The 16,806-nt window shown below is 49.7% G+C and carries 15 protein-coding genes; 10 read left to right on the forward strand and 5 right to left on the reverse strand.

Going from position 1 to position 16,806, the window contains the following annotated elements:
* Genes A10D4_RS11680 through A10D4_RS11695 form a run of 5 tightly spaced genes read left to right on the forward strand, consistent with a single transcriptional unit; the run spans position 1 to position 4,951 of the window.
* Entirely contained in the window at positions 1-1,998 is a 1,998-nt protein-coding gene (locus A10D4_RS11680; protein ID WP_008489740.1) for an SUMF1/EgtB/PvdO family nonheme iron enzyme, read from the forward strand.
* A 15-nt stretch (positions 1,999-2,013) separates the two neighbouring features.
* Positions 2,014-2,142 (forward strand): hypothetical protein, encoded by a 129-nt coding sequence (locus A10D4_RS14480; RefSeq protein ID WP_272942933.1) that lies wholly within the window; start codon positions 2,014-2,016, stop codon positions 2,140-2,142.
* Positions 2,143-2,151: 9 nt separating this feature from the next.
* Entirely contained in the window at positions 2,152-2,928 is a 777-nt protein-coding gene (locus A10D4_RS11685) for a MotA/TolQ/ExbB proton channel family protein (protein ID WP_008489741.1), read from the forward strand.
* A gap of 2 nt (positions 2,929-2,930) precedes the next feature.
* Complete coding sequence (locus tag A10D4_RS11690; RefSeq protein ID WP_008489742.1) at positions 2,931-4,001, forward strand: vWA domain-containing protein; 1,071 nt, start codon at positions 2,931-2,933, stop codon at positions 3,999-4,001.
* Positions 3,998-4,951, forward strand: a complete 954-nt coding sequence (locus A10D4_RS11695) for a VWA domain-containing protein (RefSeq protein ID WP_008489743.1) — start codon at positions 3,998-4,000, stop codon at positions 4,949-4,951. Before A10D4_RS11690 ends, A10D4_RS11695 begins: the two co-directional genes overlap by 4 nt.
* A gap of 38 nt (positions 4,952-4,989) precedes the next feature.
* Here the strand turns inward: A10D4_RS11695 and A10D4_RS11700 are convergent, their stop codons facing one another.
* Positions 4,990-5,835 (reverse strand): endo alpha-1,4 polygalactosaminidase, encoded by an 846-nt coding sequence (locus tag A10D4_RS11700; protein WP_008489745.1) that lies wholly within the window; start codon positions 5,833-5,835, stop codon positions 4,990-4,992.
* Positions 5,836-6,022: 187 nt separating this feature from the next.
* On the opposite strand from A10D4_RS11700, the gene A10D4_RS11705 reads away from it, so the two are divergent.
* Positions 6,023-8,146 (forward strand): hypothetical protein, encoded by a 2,124-nt coding sequence (locus A10D4_RS11705; RefSeq protein ID WP_008489746.1) that lies wholly within the window; start codon positions 6,023-6,025, stop codon positions 8,144-8,146.
* Positions 8,147-8,177: 31 nt separating this feature from the next.
* Here A10D4_RS11705 and A10D4_RS11710 read toward each other — a convergent pair whose 3' ends face one another.
* A complete protein-coding gene (locus A10D4_RS11710; RefSeq protein ID WP_008489747.1) occupies positions 8,178-9,521 on the reverse strand; it encodes a diguanylate cyclase domain-containing protein in 1,344 nt (447 codons plus the stop codon).
* Between the two features lie 160 nt (positions 9,522-9,681).
* On the reverse strand, positions 9,682-10,500 hold the full coding sequence (locus A10D4_RS11715; RefSeq protein ID WP_008489748.1) for a hypothetical protein: 819 nt from the start codon (positions 10,498-10,500) through the stop codon (positions 9,682-9,684).
* Positions 10,501-10,705: 205 nt separating this feature from the next.
* Here A10D4_RS11715 and A10D4_RS11720 point away from each other — a divergent pair, with 205 nt between their 5' ends.
* Positions 10,706-11,785, forward strand: coding sequence for a cytochrome-c peroxidase (locus A10D4_RS11720; RefSeq protein WP_008489749.1), 1,080 nt, complete (start codon positions 10,706-10,708; stop codon positions 11,783-11,785).
* 41 nt (positions 11,786-11,826) lie between these two features.
* Here A10D4_RS11720 and A10D4_RS11725 read toward each other — a convergent pair whose 3' ends face one another.
* The gene (locus A10D4_RS11725; protein ID WP_156812156.1) at positions 11,827-12,969 is read right to left on the reverse strand and encodes a hypothetical protein; all 1,143 of its coding nucleotides are present in this window, start codon (positions 12,967-12,969) and stop codon (positions 11,827-11,829) included.
* Between the two features lie 336 nt (positions 12,970-13,305).
* Here A10D4_RS11725 and A10D4_RS11730 point away from each other — a divergent pair, with 336 nt between their 5' ends.
* From A10D4_RS11730 to A10D4_RS11740, 3 genes are all read left to right on the forward strand, one after another.
* Positions 13,306-13,812 carry a mobile mystery protein A gene (locus tag A10D4_RS11730; RefSeq protein WP_237738548.1) on the forward strand — a complete coding sequence of 169 codons (507 nt, stop codon included), beginning with the start codon at positions 13,306-13,308 and terminating at the stop codon, positions 13,810-13,812.
* Positions 13,813-13,815: 3 nt separating this feature from the next.
* Entirely contained in the window at positions 13,816-14,424 is a 609-nt protein-coding gene (locus tag A10D4_RS11735; RefSeq protein ID WP_008489753.1) for a mobile mystery protein B, read from the forward strand.
* Positions 14,425-14,555: 131 nt separating this feature from the next.
* Positions 14,556-15,443, forward strand: coding sequence for a hypothetical protein (locus tag A10D4_RS11740; protein ID WP_051002121.1), 888 nt, complete (start codon positions 14,556-14,558; stop codon positions 15,441-15,443).
* A gap of 344 nt (positions 15,444-15,787) precedes the next feature.
* Here the strand turns inward: A10D4_RS11740 and A10D4_RS11745 are convergent.
* Positions 15,788-16,806 (reverse strand): hypothetical protein (locus tag A10D4_RS11745; RefSeq protein ID WP_008489756.1); only part of this gene is annotated, 1,019 nt, incomplete at its 5' end.

Below are 16,806 nucleotides of genomic sequence, written 5' to 3' on the forward strand. Positions count from 1 at the left end.
GTGAGCGATAGTAAACGCGCAAGTGTTGACGACCATATTAAAGCCAAGCAACTCAAGGGTGCTGGTGTAGTGATTGCCGGCGCGATAGTGACCCTGCTGGTGTTACTTAGCTTTTTTTATTGGTTGGTGTTCGTTAAGGGCTATGCGGTGCAAATTGCACCACAAGAAGCACGTCAACAAGCCAGCGTGCGCGTGCTGAATGGTGCTGGTGTGGTGTCTGAACACAGCCTTTATAGCTTATTTGGCGGTGAGCTGACGGTCGAGATTAGCGCGCCGACTTATATCAGCGAAACGCTGACTATCAACGCCGACAGTCCCAGCACCCTCAGCGTTACACTGCAGCCGCAACCGGCGCTCATCCACGCGCGCTTAGCTGATGACGTCGAGGCCAGTTGGTTTATCGACGAGCAACGCATCGCAGTTGGCAATCATTTGCAGCATGAACTCGCCGCTGGCGACTATGTATTGCGTGTCGATAGCCCTTTTCATCAATCATGGCAACAGTCGTTGTCGCTGGCGCGCGGTGAAGAGGTCGAATTAACGCCAGCATTGACTCTGATAGAAGGACAGCTGAGCGTCAGCAGTCAAGTCACCGACGCCAGCGTTCGGATAGATGGTGGCGAACCACAACCGTTACCGCTGAGCATCAATTTGGCTGGAGGGCGCCATCAATTGCAAGTGACCGCGGCGGGTTATCAAACCATCGATGATAGTATCGAAATCAGCAATAACCAGCCCTCGGTTAGCCGTGCTTATCGACTCCAGCCATTGCAAAGTCAGTTGCAAATTAGTGCGACGCCGGCAGACGGTGTGCTGACCATCGATGGCCGTTCACAGCAACTTGGTAACCTCTCCATTGCCGCCAATCGAGCCCACCAAGTGCGCTATCAGCGCGACGGCTATGCCAGCCAAGAGCAGTCGTTAACGCCGCGTGTCGGTGAGCAACAAAAGCTACATTTTGAGTTAGTGGCCACCTATGGTGACGTGCGAGTACAAAGCAACCTGCCCGGACAGTTGCAGGTGAACGGTCAAGTACAGGGCGAAACACCGCAACAGCTGCGCTTGCAGACCGTCGAGCAACGCTTAACGCTAACTAAGCCCGGTTATCGCACGGTTACGCGGCAGATACAGCCGCGCCAAGATCGTGTCACGCAAGTGCAAATGGAGTTGCTGACCGAGTTTGATGCGCGGCGTGCCGAGGGCCGGCCACTATTTGTGTCGACGCTGGGTATTGAAATGGCACGTTTTCAGCCCAGCGCATACGTGATGGGCTCGCCTGCCAACGAACGCGACCGCAAGCGAGACGAATATCAGCTAAGGGTCGATTTTTCACGACCAATTTGGGTCTCTCGGCATGAAATAACCGAAGCCCAATATCATGCCTTTACCCAGCAAGGCGGTACCAGTTCGTTACCGGTTAGCCAGGTCAGTTGGCTAGAGGCGGTGCAATATTGCAATTGGCTCAGCGAACAAGAGGGCTTGCCGCTGTTTTATCGCATCCAAGGCCAGCAAGTGGTGGGTGTTAATGCCGAGGCGCGCGGCTATCGCTTGTTGACCGAAGCCGAATGGGAGTGGTTAGCCAAACAGGCGGGTCGCTCTGCCGCGACCACGTTCATTTGGGGTAACGGTGAACGTATTCCGAACCATAGCGGTAATTTTGCCGATCAGTCGTTACAGGGTAAACAGACGTTTTTTCTCAAGGATTACAACGATGGTTTCACCGGCAAGGCGCCGGTGGGCAGCTTCAAAGCCGACCGCGTAGGCTTGTTTGATTTGGCCGGTAATGTCAGCGAATGGGTACACGACCGGTATACCACCAACCCACCCGATACCTCGGTGACGCACACCGACTATTTAGGGCCGACAGTGGGTCAGCAACACGTGGTTAAAGGCGCCAATTATGAATCGGGACGCCTTCAAGAGCTGCGTAATGCCGCTAAAATTGTGGGTGACGGTGCGGCCGCCACCATCGGTTTCCGCATTGCTCGTTACGATTAAGCGAGAAGAGGCTCGATGATGCAAAAAAAGTCTAAAAGTAAGCTGTGGTTAGCATTGATACTGGTCGTGATTGCCGCCTCGGCAACCGCCGCAGTGGTGAAAATTAGTCTGGATTCGCCGGTGGCCTTTCCGGTGGACATTTAAGGGACAGCGATGAAAACAGCAAAAGATAATACTCGCATGAACATGCCGCCGGTGGTTAGCCTGCCGGTGTTTTTAGTGATCATCGCGGTCGTGCACTTTTTCTACCAAGGTGTGGTGATACCCAACGCACAAGCGGCCATTGCTGCGCAAGGTGCGGGTGGCACGGTCAGTATTTGGGTCATTTTAAAAGATCTTGAGCAGCAAATCTGTATCAGCATCGGTTTGTTCTGCTTGGTCATCATGGGTTACAAGTATTACCGCATTGTCTTTATCGAAGAGCCGCTATTCACCACCGATTACCTGCAAAGTTACGATAAATCGCAACCGTTAGACGTCGATCAGGCAATTAATGACCTGCAGCAAAGTAGCCACGCCAAAAACAGCTCGGTTGCTACTTGGATCAATTGTCTGCGCCGTTACAAAAACACCAACAACGTACAGCACGCTGCCGACGCCACGCGTGATAGTGTCGATGCGCTGGCAGTGCAATTAGAGGCCGGTAACGCGCTGATCCGTTATTTTATTTGGGCCATTCCCAGCATCGGCTTTATCGGTACCGTACGCGGTATCGGTAGCGCGTTAGCGAAGGCCGAAGAGGCGGTGTCTGGCGACATTTCGGGTATGGTCGATATGCTCGGTGTGGCGTTCAACTCAACCCTGGTGGCGTTGGTGATTTCCATCATTTTGATGTACGTACTACACGTATTGAATAATCGCCAAGACGAAATGGTCATCAAGACCCGTGAAAACTGCGAAACGCATTTGTTGACCCAGTTGCACCGCTAATCATGAGCAAACAGCGTAAAAGCGACGGTTTTAATCTCGCCTTTTTGGACGTCATGGCCTGTGGCTTAGGCGCAGTGCTAATGATACTCATCGTGGTTAAATTTAATGCCAGCACCAGCGTCCCTAGCGATGAAATTGAACGTTTGCAAAGCGACTTGGCAGGCTTGCAACAGCAACAACAAGAAACCCTACAGCAGCTTCAGCAAACCGACGCCAATTTATCTTCAGAAACGGCCTCTGCCGAGCAAATTCAAAGCCGTATCGAGCAACTACAGATCCAGCAACAGGCGGCACAGCGCGCGCTCGATGACCAGTTAGCGGTATTGGCAAACCTAGAGCAGGCGGTGGCGGCTGCTGCGCCAGAGACCGCAGATGATAACTTGTCATTAAGCGGTAGCGGCGAAGAGAGCTATTTACTGGGTTTAAAAGTGGAAGGCAAAGCCATCGGTATTTTGTTGGACTATAGTGCGTCGATGACCGATGAGGGCTTGGTTGACGTGATCAAGCGTAAAATCGGCTCCGCCGCCGATAAGCAACGTGGGCCTAAGTGGCAACGTGCTAAACGCGTCGCGAAATGGTTACTGGCACGTTTACCGCAAAGCTCGCAGGTGGCGCTGGTGGCTTTTAATGAGCAGGCGCAGCCACTGGGTTTACGCGCGGTCAATAGCGCCAAAGTCAGTAGTAGCATGAACGCGTTAAGCGAGGCCATCGACGGCTTAGTGCCGCAACACGGTACCAATTTGCAACAGGCGCTGATGACCATCACCCAAGCCATGCCCGATATGACCGATTTGTACGTGATCACCGATGGGCTCCCCACCTTATTAAGCGACGCGTCGGGCTTACAGACTAACGCCCAGTGTCAGCCGTTGCCGGGTAAAATGAAAACCATCGATGGCGATTGTCGTTTACTGACTTTTTTACACAGTTTTCAAACAGCAGCACCCAAATCGGTACGCACTAACATCATTTTGTTGCCGATGGAGGGTGATCCACAGGCGGCTTCGGCGTATTGGAACTGGGCGGATATCACCGGTGGCTTATTGATCAGTCCGGCACGGAGTTGGCCATGAGTAAACGCACGCCGATAGAAGTGTTTAGCTTATCGTTCTTGGATGTGATTTCGTGTGCATTCGGTGCCGTGGTGATGCTGATTTTGTTGGCAAAAAATGGCGACGAGGGGGACTTTCGCGACGCTAATCAAGTCAGCACTCTGATCCAGTCGATTGCGCAGGCGCAACAGCAAAGTGCCGCTTTGCAGCAAGCCTTTGCCGACAAATTAGAGCAACTACAACAGATGCAGGCTGCCGCTGCTAGTAATGCCGAACAGGCCGAAGCGCTGCAAAGCGCGATTGCGCGTGCAAAAAATAACGTCCAACAACTGACCGATGCCGCCTCGGGCTTAGAACAAACCCTAGTTGAGCGCGAGCGGGCCGCACTCAATGCCGGGCGTGCAGAAACCCGTGATGAAGCGGTGGGCGGTGTACCTGTTGATAGCGATTACGTCGTGTTTATTATTGATACCTCGGGCAGTATGCGACAGTTATGGCCGCAGGTCATGCGTACCATGCAAGAGGTATTAAATAACCATCCCGACGTGAAAGGCTTTCAAGTGATGTCGGATAACGGCGACGTGCTCGGCCAAAACCATGCTGGTGGTTGGCGCAAGGACAGTAAGGCGCAACGCGCCGGTGTATTACAAGGCATGCGCAGTTGGTCGGGCGCGTCCAACAGCTCGCCAGTGGAGGGCATCGAATTAGCCTTAAAAAGTTATCGCCGCTATGCCGGTAACTTGGCGCTATATGTGTTCGGTGACGATTACGCCGGACGCTCCTACGAAGCCGCAGCGACGCATATTACCGCGCTGAATAATGACGGTAACGGTGGCCAAATTGCACGTATTCATGGCATCGGCTTTAAGAAGCGCGGGTTTGACGTTAACCCGCGCAGTGAAGTCGTGAAGTTTTCCACCCTGATGCGCGAAGTTGCCCAGCGCAACAACGGCACCTTTATGGGCCTTTAGTTATGGGCTTTAGTCGGGTTAAAAACCTCGTTACTTGCCTAGTTCTGACAGCTAAAGCGGAAGCTGTTATCCAGATCCAGCGGCAAAATTAGGGTGCTGAATTGCAACGCCAGCGATTGTTGGCATAAGGCCGCGCGCGCCTCGCTATTATTCACGTAAGTTGCGCGGTACTCGGCATTTAACACCGGTTTACCTACGGCAATGAAGGGCTCTAGATAGTCGCACTCGTTGTATTCGAAGCACTGCTCGTTCACGGCAAAGTCAAACTCATCGACTAAATCAACAATTTGTTCCAAGTCGTTTTTTAGGCCGACAGCCAGGCCACGTTGGTGGGCTTCGCTGGCTAAAAAGCGATTGAATGCCAGTTGGTCGGCATAGCTTAAATTGAAACCAGAATTGTTGGTATAACCATCGACGTTATCGGGTTCAACGGCATCGCAGCCCTTTTCTGCCGCTAATGCAATGCGTTGACTCATGATGGCACGAACATTGTCGCTGGTAATATCCAGCCAACGTTCGTCTTCCCAACCAGCCAACGTCGAACCCAATTCGGCCTCGCTAAACTGGCTCGCATCCGTGCGCCACTGTTCATAGGAACCCGCCGAAAAATAGCAAATGACGCGGCGCCCTTGTTGCTGCAACTCGGCAATTTGGCGGGCTGGCGTATCGAATAAATCAATATCGTAGATATCGACTTGATAGTCGCTGTCCAGCTCTCCTTTTAGTTGCCACTGCCAACTACTACCAAGCTCAGGTTGGTATCGGCTGGGCGTTCCCGTGTCGCCGTTGTCGGCATCTGGCGTTGGCGCGGAATCGCCACTATCACTTCCGCAAGCGGTCAATAACAGAACACTAAACGAGGCAATTAACAGCCAGTGACGCATCAGTTTGAATCCTTCCTTAGGGGCTGGCCAGTACCAGCGAATGGGCAAATCATAAAACCATGTCGATGATAGCAGCAACTATTTTTAAGTAATCAATTTCGTCACTTACTCGTATAACCCATGAGCATTACCGTGCTAATTTGGCTATCATCGTTGATAGACTGTTCAATCCTAAGCAAGGACACCTATGAGTAGCGTTTCTCACCAATGGCGATTCTTTCGGGCTGGTGGCTTTGATCAAGTGTTGATCGAAACCGCAGCCGATTTGCAGCATTTACACGAACTCGACCCGAAATTATGGACGGTGCTGAACTGTCCTACCGAGGGCTTGGAGTTTGATAGCCGGACATTGTCGTTAATGGACGACAATAACGACGGTTATGTGCGTGTGCCGGAGGTGCTGGCAAGCGTCAACTGGTGTCGCGAACGCTTAACCGATTTGCAGGTGATGTTTGCCGAACCCGGTTTGCCGCTAGCTAACATAGCCACGCAGGATGAGTTAGGACAGAGCTTATTGGCGTCGGCGCAGCGTGTTTTACGCTATTTAGACAGCGAGCAGTGCGAGCGCTTACAGGTTAACGATTTTAGCGATATGACACGACTATATGCCGCTGAACACTTTAACGGTGACGGCGTGATTGTGGCTGCGTTAACCGATGATGCGGCGTTGCAGACTTTGATCGGCGATATCGTCGGTTGCTTGGGCGGGCGCGCCGATCGTAGCGGTGAAATGGGTATTGATGCGGCGCAACTGGCCGACTTTTTTACGCAAGCGCAAGCCATTGTCGACTGGCACGATGAAAGCCAGCAAGACGACCAGAACCTGATGCCATTGGCCGAGAAAACTGCCGCTGCGGCTGCGGCCTTGAGCCAAGTTGAGGCAAAAATTGACGATTATTTTGTACGCTGTGGCCTAGCTGCCTATGACCCCCGGGCGGCGGAATCGCTAAACCCCGATGCCAGTGTCTATAGTGACATGCGCACGCGCGCTATCGCTCGTGGTGAGGAAGCGCTGGCCGCGTTGCCGATAGCGGCTGTCAACGAGCAGCCCGAGTTGCCGCTGCAAGCGGGTATTAACCCGGCTTGGGCTGGTGCCATGTCGAGCTTTGTTGAGCAAGCGGTGATGTCGTTGTTGGATGACATAAAACCCAGTGACGCGCTCACGTTGAGCCAATGGCAAACCGTCAAGGCTCGATTAAAGCCGTATCAAGAATGGTTGGCGCGGCGCCCTGATAGCCCATTACACGACTTAGGTGTTGCCCGTTTGCGCGATATTTTACAGGCGCAACAGCAGCCCGCTTTACAAGCGCTGATCGAGCGTGACCTAGCGATCACACAATTTGCCGATGACGTACAGGCATTAGAAAAACTGACTCGTTTGCAACGCGATTTAGTTAAATTACTGCGTAACTTTGTCTCACTCAGTGACTTTTATCTGGATCGCGAGGAAGCCATTTTTCAAGCCGGTACCTTATATATCGATCAGCGCAGTTGTGAACTGGTGTTGCGCGTGGATAACTTAAAACAACACCAGCTGATGTCGCCATACAGTGGTTGCTATTTGCTCTATTGCCAATGTTCAAGGCAGGGTGAAAAGCCGCTGCAGATCGTAGCCGCACTTACCGGTGGAGACGTCGATTATTCCATGATGCCGGGTCGTAATGGCGTGTTTTATGACCGCAAAGGACGCGACTGGCATGCGACCGTGACCAAAGTGGTGGCGCAGCCGATCAGTGTACGCCAAGCGTTCTGGACGCCTTACCGGCGAGTCGCCACCTTTGTCGAGACGCAAATGAATAAAATGGCTGCCGAACGCGACAAAGACGTGGCTAAACAAACCAGTAATCAGGTTAGCACTGCCACCACCGCCAGCAAAACCGACAGCGGCAACAGCCAATTTGATATCGCTAAATTCGCCGGGATATTCGCCGCTATTGGTTTGGCGATTGGCGCCATTGGTAGCACACTGGCAGCCATCGCCGCGGGCTTCTTTGCGCTCAATTGGTGGCAAACACCGTTAGCGATAGCGGGCGTGTTACTGTTGATTTCGGGACCGTCGATGGTGATGGCTTGGTTGACCCTGCGGCGCCGAAACTTAGGGCCGTTGTTAGACGCCAATGGCTGGGCTATTAACACCCGCGCCTTGATTAATTCACGCTTTGGTGCGGCCTTAACCGGCTTAGCACGTTTGCCGCACGGCGCCAAACGTCGCCTGCGCGACCCTTATGCTAATAAGCACCGGGTCTGGTGGTTGTTGGGTCTGTTATTATTGTCATTACTGTATACCTTGCATGTTTATAGCGTGTATTAATATTGCCACTTAGGTACATGCAGCTCTGGCATCACTGGTTTTTTTTCGATTTGTCGATATACATCGACTGATCAGCGGCCCTGAGTAAATCTTCTAAGGTGTCGCCGCTAGTTTGATATAACGCTGAGCCAATGCTTAATGATGGGTAAAGGCGAGCATCGTGCCAACGTAGCGCTGATTGACTGGCGTTAGCCTTGATCTTTGCTATGATCGAAGCGACCACTGCGGGTTGCTTTTTGTTGGGTAAAATCACGAGAAATTCATCTCCACCAAGTCGGGTGACAATCGCTGACTTTGGTGTTGAACGAAGTAAAAGTTTACTCACAAATTGTAATAACTTATCGCCCGCGTCATGACCATAGTTATCGTTGACCTCTTTAAAGTCATTGAGATCTATTAATAATAGGCTAAAAGGTTTAACGGCTTTTCGACTGCTTAAGGTATCTTGCAAGACTTTCATGGCGTAACGACGATTAGGCAACTGCGTAAGTTCATCACGCATCGCATACTTATTCGCAAGTTGATATGCACGCCACAGGCTAAAGACCGAGAAGAATAGCAGCAAGGCAAACACAAAAATGATGGCTTTGACAAACAGCAGTGCTTGCTGCTGTTTGCTCGGTATGGCGATGTTGTAATGAATACCGATTAACCATTCGCCGTTGGGAATACTAATCGGTAAGGTAAAATCGGCTTCTTCAAACGTTTGTTCTTGGCCATAAAATATGGCGCCGTTAGCACCGGCTCCATCAACTCCTCGAATGGCAATCTGCGCCTGATTAATGTCCGCAAAACCCGCTAGTGCGAATAATAAGTCATAGTCAATAACGACACTGGCAGTTCCCCAATAATTTTCATTGTTAGGATAATCGGTAAAAATCGGATAGCGCGCAATCAGGCCTGTACCACCTTGCACTAAGGGTAACGGCCCAGCAATAAAAACATCACCTTGCTGCCGAGCTTTTTGCACTGTCCGATACTGCTCTGGCACGTTACGAAAATCCAAGCCGATAGCTTTCTCATTACCCTCTATGGGGTAGTTGTGTGAAATGACATCGTTAGGTGCAATACCTACATTGCGGACTTGATGGGCTTTGCTCAGCAAACGTTGTGCTATGCTTTGCCAATTGGCGATTGCGCGTTGTGGATCAATGGTTAGTACCGTCGCTAAACTATCGGCAAGAAAAATATCACGGTAAAGATTTGCTTCAAGCCGAGATTTTGCTAATGAAATCTCCTGCCTTACCTGTTCTCGTAACTTATCTTCTTGCTCGGTTTGCAGCAATCGAACAACCGTATTAGTGGTTACCAATACCAGCACTAAGTAAATTGGTAAAATGCCACCAAAAATGACGAGGTTTCTTTTTCTTAACACCTTATCCGCCTATGACTGATAATCATGCGTTTAAAACGGCGCAAAAAGCAGCATTATCATCAGATACTCAATTGCCTCACTTGCAGATCATTGTGTCAGTCTGGGTCGACTTTGCAAGTACCTGATTGTTAACGACGTGTACAGCGAAGCGGCTCACCTTTTAACGCGCGGGCTGAGTCGCATAAATGTCGCCGCGCGCCGACAGCACAAAGTGACAGTCCTCAAACAGGCTGAATAAAATCAGTGCAATTAAGTCGTTACCAGACAAATCGAGGTTTTCTTCGATAACCCGCTGTTGATAGTTAAATTGCATATGATGGATAGCGTGGCGCCGACCATTGGGTCGCACCAGCTCGCTACCGGCGGCAAACTCAATGCTTAACTGGCGCTGACCAGCGCCTTTAAAGCGCGCGGCTTCGACCTCTTGCTTATACACCTGATGCAGCGTGTGGCTGTTGCCCGCGGCGTCGCGCACGATAATATCGCTATCGGTAACCTCGCTATCTAGCGCGTCACGCTCGGGTATTTCAAAATGGTGTGGTTGACCATCAAGCTGTTCCATAAAAACAAAATCAGACAGCTCCGGAATGATCACCTGACGGTTAACGATACGTTCGGCTAAGTCGTCCAGCCAACCGAGTTGTAACGGTTGCCGCAGAGTGACGCACTTTACTTGACGTGCCATTTGCACTTGCAGCCACGCATCGCGGCTAATGCCTACGCTGGTGAGTAACACCAAACAACTCAGGTTGTCTGCCTTGACTCGCGCCGCCGCCTGCTCAATATCCGTCGCCTCAATACGGCGCTGCCAATCGGCAAAACTGACGACACCGCGTAACTCATCGCCCTGACTATTGCCGTGCCGAGTACACAGCTCGCCGTTGTTGCTGTTATCCAGCAAGGTGATGGCCGGGTGGCGGCTCAGTTGTTGTTTAAGAACAGCAAATAATGCCGATGTTGACTGGGGAACCGCTGTCATCGTAATCAATCCCTTGGCGATAAATTGAGTGTTGTCACAATGCCAAATAACACTATAGAGATGATGGAAAAGCTGCAAGTTATACCAAACAACTTAACAATATCTTAGCAGGAACCTCTATTTGATAATGATTCTTAATTTCAATAATATATTCGATAATGAGCACCTTTTACTAATTACCTCACTGTCATAGGCTAACAATCTCTTGCTTGCAAAGCTGTTACTCATCACCACGACCACGTTATTGAGCGAGGTCGGCCCATCGTCTGCGGAAACTGACGCAACCGCATTATTGTGGGAACATTATCTGCGACCACAAATTATGTGGCCGGCGTTACCTGACGATGCTATCGCTGATTTAGCTATGCTGCCCGCTGTGCCCGCAGTCGATACCGATGTGCTGGCGTTAGGAACCCGACTGTTTCACGACCCACAATTGTCGTCGACTGGCGATGTTAGTTGTGCGTCATGCCACCAAGCCGCGCATGCGTTTGCAGATCCGCAAGAGGTTTCTAGCGGCAGCCAAGGTGCGATGGGAAAACGCAACGCGCCGGCGTTAGTCAATACGCGATTATGGCGACATTTTTTTTGGGATGGACGTAGCCCAGATTTAGTACATCAAGCAGCGATACCATTGGCCGATCCGGTGGAAATGGCGAACAGCACCGACGCGGTGGTAAATTACGTGGGCAATGCCGAATCATATCGCCAGTTATGGCGGTCGGCTTATGCTGACCAAGCTGTCGAATGGCGGTTAATCGCTGCAGCGATCGCCGAATTTGAGCAACAGCTACAGTCACCACCTAATCGGCTTGACCAATTTCTGCTCGCTATCAAGCAACAACAATGGCAACAAGCTAAAGCAAGCCTGACGGATCAAGAGCTGATGGGGCTAGATATTTTTCGTGGCAAGGCGGGTTGCATCAAATGCCACAATGGTCCGTTACTATCGGACCAGCAGTTTCATAACACCGGGCTACACTATTATGGTCGGTTTTATGAAGATTTGGGGCGCTTTGAGGTTACCGCTAATGCGCACGATATGGGTAAATTCAGAACTCCAAGTTTACGGCAATTGCGAGATACTGCACCCTACATGCACAACGGTTTATTCCCGCATTTGGGCGGTATTGTGAACATGTACAGTCATGGCGGTGCCAGACCACAGCCACGAGAGCCGTTACCGACTCCAATATATTACCCGCAAACCAGCGACTTGCTGGTGCCGTTTCGACTCAGTGAAGAGGAGCGGCGGGCGTTACTGGCGTTTTTGCAAATGCTGTAGCGTGAGGGTACAAGCTTTTTACAACGGATCGGCGTTTAACCTCAGCACAGTACACGAAAGGTGACTAATAGCCTGCCATTGTCGTCATAATAATGTACCTCGCACTGTTGCAACTGCCAGCTATTGTCGGGTTGCTGATGGCTTGGCGGCAGTGGCTGGCCGGCGGCGGGTTTGGGGTAATAGCGTTGACTGCCGATAACGCCTAACTCGGTGGATTGCGAGCGCCGGTAAACCCGATCAAACGCCATTTTCGCGCAGGGTGATAGCTCCAGTGGCGACAAGTTAGGGGTTGCCAACACCGACCAATAGCTACCACCGATATGAGTTTTGCTGGCATCTAGACTAATTGTCAGCGATTGCTGTTCAGGACGGATGTTGAATACTACCCGAGATCCGTGCTGATGGTCTTCGGTCGCTAGCGTATCGGGTACGGGGTAATTAAAAATCACCGACCTCGCTACCCGCTCATTGTCCCAACTGACCGACACACCAACGCCAGCCTTGCTTACCTCAAGACCAAAACCGTTAAATGTTTTTTCGTCAAAGTTAGTCGACAGGCTCAAGTCTTCTTGTAAAAACGCCTCATTTACCGCCGTTCGCAGACGGTTACGGAAGGCTCCCGACAAAGCTGCCGTCACCGCTTGGTACTCGCTGCTCTGCTGACAGCTAAACGGCGCTTGCGCTGTGCTTGTGACGCGGCGATTAGAACTCGCTTGTACTAACCAGTCCTGCTGTTGTTGCGCGCTAGTGAAGCTACGACCAACACGATTGGCTACGCGTTGCAGCGCCGCCCCTAGCGCTTGAGTATAAGCCACACCATTGCGTATTAGTTCCTCAGTGTTAGGCGTAAAGCCATGGTCTACCACCTGCAACTGCATCAATGGCGGATACATACCTTGCTGCGTGTGGCTTAAGCGGAACCCCCATAAGGTATGCGTGCGCTTATCCAGCACCGCCGCGTAATGCGGCTGACTATAGCAACGCTGATTATCAATGCTAATTGGCCGCCCCGGTTCACCGGACACACAACGAAACGTCGGCGCCGCCTGTTGTATTAACAACTGCCGAGCATCGTTGTAGCTACAGCCCGCGCAGGGAAACACCCAAACATGCTCCGCATCTCCGCTTGCATGGACAAAAAGCGGTAGCAAACTTAGCAGTAATAAGCCCAAAAGCGATCGCACGGTGTCCTTAGTGTCATTCCATCACGACTAAAGCCTAGCGCAGATGAGCGCTGTCGGTGGAGTTTGTGACGAATCGAGCGAATGTGGGGATAAGGGGCTGGATGGTGGTTGCGCTAAACGCTACATTTATACAATGACCTAGAGTCGGCGGCACTGCGTGGCGACAGAAATGAGACGGTTACTATTATTTTTTTTGTATTTAAAAGTAAATACAAAAAATAATTAACGTATTCTTATTTAAATACTTTAAAAGATTTATGTATTTAATATTGAATACATAAAATTTGATTTTGTATCAATTTAAGGATACATTTTATCGGGTAAGCATCCAGATAAGTGAGCGCAATCATGTATTCTAACCGCACTAATTCCAAGCACATAGTCAAGCAAACCGTGATGCATCAGTATCGAAATATCGTCAATGCGATGGCGGGAAAGTCTCTGCAAAAAAAACCAAAACAGGGCTGGATAAGAACCGTGCGAACGGCGCTAGGGATGTCAGGTGCGCAACTCGGTGAAAGAACGGGGTTAAGCCGCAACCGAATTTCGGTACTGGAGCGAAAAGAAGCCGACGGTGATATCACCTTGAACCAACTTAGGGATTTAGCCGAGCAGCTTAATTGTGATCTGACCTATGCGTTAGTACCCAGAAAATCGGTTGAAGACATGATTGATGAGCAAGCAACAAGGATTGCCGTCGAAAGCTTAGAAAGCAACACTCAAAATATGTTCTTGGAGGCTCAAGCTCTCGATGAACAAGCAAAAAAGCGACTATTCGAGCAGCTCAAGCAGCAACTTATCGAAGCTGGAGGGCGTGCGCTGTGGAACCATTCCAAGGTATAACATTTGACAAATTTGGTAGATAACCCCGATGGCGCAACGCCGCTAACTCCTGATGATATGCAGAATTTGAGACATCGGCATATCGAAACTCGTGAACAACTCAATGAATTGGAAGCGGCTAATATACTGCAGGGACAACGCTGGGCGGCTCAGCTCAAATCACCAACCCTAGCGCGCATTTTTGACCTCCTGTTTGTGACGGATTTGCACAACGCACTGTTCGGTGAGGTTTGGGTGTGGGCCGGTAGCTTCCGGCTAAGAGAGCTGAATATCGGTGTCGAACCAAAAAACATTGCGATAGATCTTCACAACTTTCTTGAAGATGCAAAGTGCTGGATTGAGTTCCGGCATTATGACAATCTTGAAATTTCCGCCCGAATTCAACACCGCCTCGTTCAAATCCACCCATTCGTCAATGGCAACGGCCGCCACTCGCGCATATTCACCGACATCGTTCGAGTATACCTACTCGATGAAAAGCCGATGAAGTGGGCAAACGCCAAACTCGAAAACATGACCGAAGAACGTGCGGCGTATATCTCAAGTTTAAGAAAAGCCGATCGCGGCGACTTCTCAGAGTTTTTAAACTATCTGCAAAGCTTAGGTAATTGAAATACGCTCGGTGGGTTCATTGGCTTCTGAATAGAGATTTTAGTGTTATTGTGTTGTGCCTTTAAGTCTCTTACTATCAATTAAATCATCGGTAAAGCGCGCACGTATAATCAATAAGTATTAGGCAAAATATGCGTTCTTCGTACCTATCATTAGTCATCGTCGCGGTGCCGTCGCTGGTTGGCAGTTTTATCGTTCTTGCTCTCGCTGCGGTGGGGGGAACAGTCTGGATGACTCATTTGCTGGCTATTTTCCTAGCCTGCTGCCTCGCCTTGGTGGGCCGTTATATCAGCAAATGGGGTAACCGCCAGCTTAGTGCCTTTGTCATCGTTATCTTGACCTTAATCGGGCTGGCGACACCGTTATTAGCCGACTCGGCCGAGCCTAAACGTTGGATGTCCATTGGGTCATTGCGGCTTTATGTCGCGCCGCTGTTATTGCCCTCGTTTATCGCCGCATGTGCGATGTTTTCTGACAAAAATGGCAAGCGTCAAATGCTTTCCCTCACCGCTGTTTTAGGGGCTGCTCTGTTGTTGACGTTGCAGCCAGACGCGTCTCAGGTGCTGGCGTTGCTGGTCGCTGCAATGGTTATTGCTGTGCAGTGTCGGCTTGGTGTCATTCGCTTAGCTATTGTCGCACTTCCGGCTATATGCCTCGCCCTATGGGCATTTTCGTTACCCGACCCGCTCGCACCGGTGCCACATGTAGAAGAAGTATTTGCCTTAGCGCTAGGGCATTCATTATGGACTGGGATCGCGATCATAGTCTGTGCCATCGTGCTTATTGTGGGGCTGTGGATGCTATCTGTTAACGGGCCTCACTGGTTATCCGCCATAGCGGCATACTATGCCGTACTATTTTTATGCTCAACCGTAGGAATTACGCCAGCCCCGCTTATTGGCTATGGCGCAGGACCCATTTTAGGCTTTGGCCTGATGTTAGGGCTGTTGCAGTTGCTAGAGCGTCCAAAGCCGCTTAACAAAACAATGTCACCCATCGCTGATGAGGCAACCGGCTGAAGTGTCTATATCCGCTCTTGGTACTAGGTCGAAGGTCTACAATGAGCGATAAGTATACGCTTGGTTACGTTGTAGTTTAGTTCGATCTTTACTCGTAGCAGTCTTTCAGCTTCATGTTCGGAGCGGAAGTTGAAGTTCGGACCATGGCCAGTAATAGAAAGGCTAAAATATAGAGTAAAGTAACGAAAGCCTTGATTTGTGTGGACTTTGGTTTATTGTCCAACTTTCTCGAAAAAATGAGTTCGATTCTACCTTGTCGTATAGTTCTAACTAGTCGACTGGCACACAGGTACTAAAAAGTCCAGAAAAATAGGGTCACAGCATTTCCAGTGTTTCTTAAAGAGCTAAATCAAAGGCTCATCACCAAAAACTGTTATCCAATATTCTCTCCAGTCATCAGCTAAGGAGAAATTTTTATACTTTATATGAATATCGCGTCGAATAATCAACCATGGTTGCCGTTCAACTTTTCCACTGCGAAGAGCTCTAGAAACATTGGTGGATTCTTTCTCCTCTCCTTCTGGCATGATGTATTCGTTTATTGTTTTAGTGATTTCAATCCCTGAGCTATGTTCGAAACCTTGAGAAAATCTTATTACAATTGCACAAAATATTAAGGGGATATACTCTGAGTTTTCATATTTTAGCGTCAATACTTTCTCTGGGATTAAAGTAAGTATTTCGTCTCTACTGTATTGCCCGTCTGGACTATTTTCAATCAGAAACTCGTCATTGAGGGAGAAAACCATTTGTTCCGGACTTTTACTTTTTCTCTGAGTATTATCGCTTGACGACTTTTTTACTGCAGATATAAATGCAGCAAGTTTAGATTCAACTCTCTCGATGTCAGGAATCGAATAAAAAGCTTGATTCGAAGGCTTTTCCATTGCGTATCTAGTAGATAGATAATGTTTAATTTGCTTTGGAAGAGTAGACTTTTGTATTATGTCTACTCCATCTATGAATACTTGGGCAGTCCCTTTTTCACCCATAAACGAAAATACGCTATTAAAACTCCTCTTCGCTGCCTCATATTCTATAGCCTCGTGGAAAGGAATTGACGGTGCGCTGACAGCGAAATAAACATCTTCTTTTATAATGTAGCCTAACACTGCTACTCCCATGGGAGAAATTCTGAAATTTTTTCCTCTTGAAAGTTCAAAAGTATCTAAGTCTTCAGAGTCACTAGGCAGCTCCAAGCACTCAATCAACCTCTCCTTTACAGCCTCTTTTATGGTAGCTTCTATCCATTTATCTCGATAGCCGTAATGCTGAGCAAAACTTATAAGCCTGTTTATGGTAACTCCATGATTCCTCTCAGAATACTCCAATTGTAACTGCCCCTTAAAATAATACAGCTCAC

Origin of the sequence: Idiomarina xiamenensis 10-D-4 (genome assembly GCF_000299895.1) — a bacterium.
GTDB classification, from domain to species: domain Bacteria; phylum Pseudomonadota; class Gammaproteobacteria; order Enterobacterales; family Alteromonadaceae; genus Idiomarina; species Idiomarina xiamenensis.

Excerpts from the sequence above, each read along its gene's own strand:
- A10D4_RS14480 (WP_272942933.1), top strand. The coding sequence starts at position 2,014 with ATGATGCAAAAAAAGTCTAAAAGTAAGCTGTGGTTAGCATTGATACTG.
- A10D4_RS11700 (WP_008489745.1), bottom strand. The coding sequence starts at position 5,835 with ATGCGTCACTGGCTGTTAATTGCCTCGTTTAGTGTTCTGTTATTGACC.
- A10D4_RS11685 (WP_008489741.1), top strand. The coding sequence starts at position 2,152 with ATGAAAACAGCAAAAGATAATACTCGCATGAACATGCCGCCGGTGGTT.
- A10D4_RS11690 (WP_008489742.1), top strand. The coding sequence starts at position 2,931 with ATGAGCAAACAGCGTAAAAGCGACGGTTTTAATCTCGCCTTTTTGGAC.
- A10D4_RS11715 (WP_008489748.1), bottom strand. The coding sequence starts at position 10,500 with ATGACAGCGGTTCCCCAGTCAACATCGGCATTATTTGCTGTTCTTAAA.
- A10D4_RS11695 (WP_008489743.1), top strand. The coding sequence starts at position 3,998 with ATGAGTAAACGCACGCCGATAGAAGTGTTTAGCTTATCGTTCTTGGAT.
- A10D4_RS11705 (WP_008489746.1), top strand. The coding sequence starts at position 6,023 with ATGAGTAGCGTTTCTCACCAATGGCGATTCTTTCGGGCTGGTGGCTTT.
- A10D4_RS11740 (WP_051002121.1), top strand. The coding sequence starts at position 14,556 with ATGCGTTCTTCGTACCTATCATTAGTCATCGTCGCGGTGCCGTCGCTG.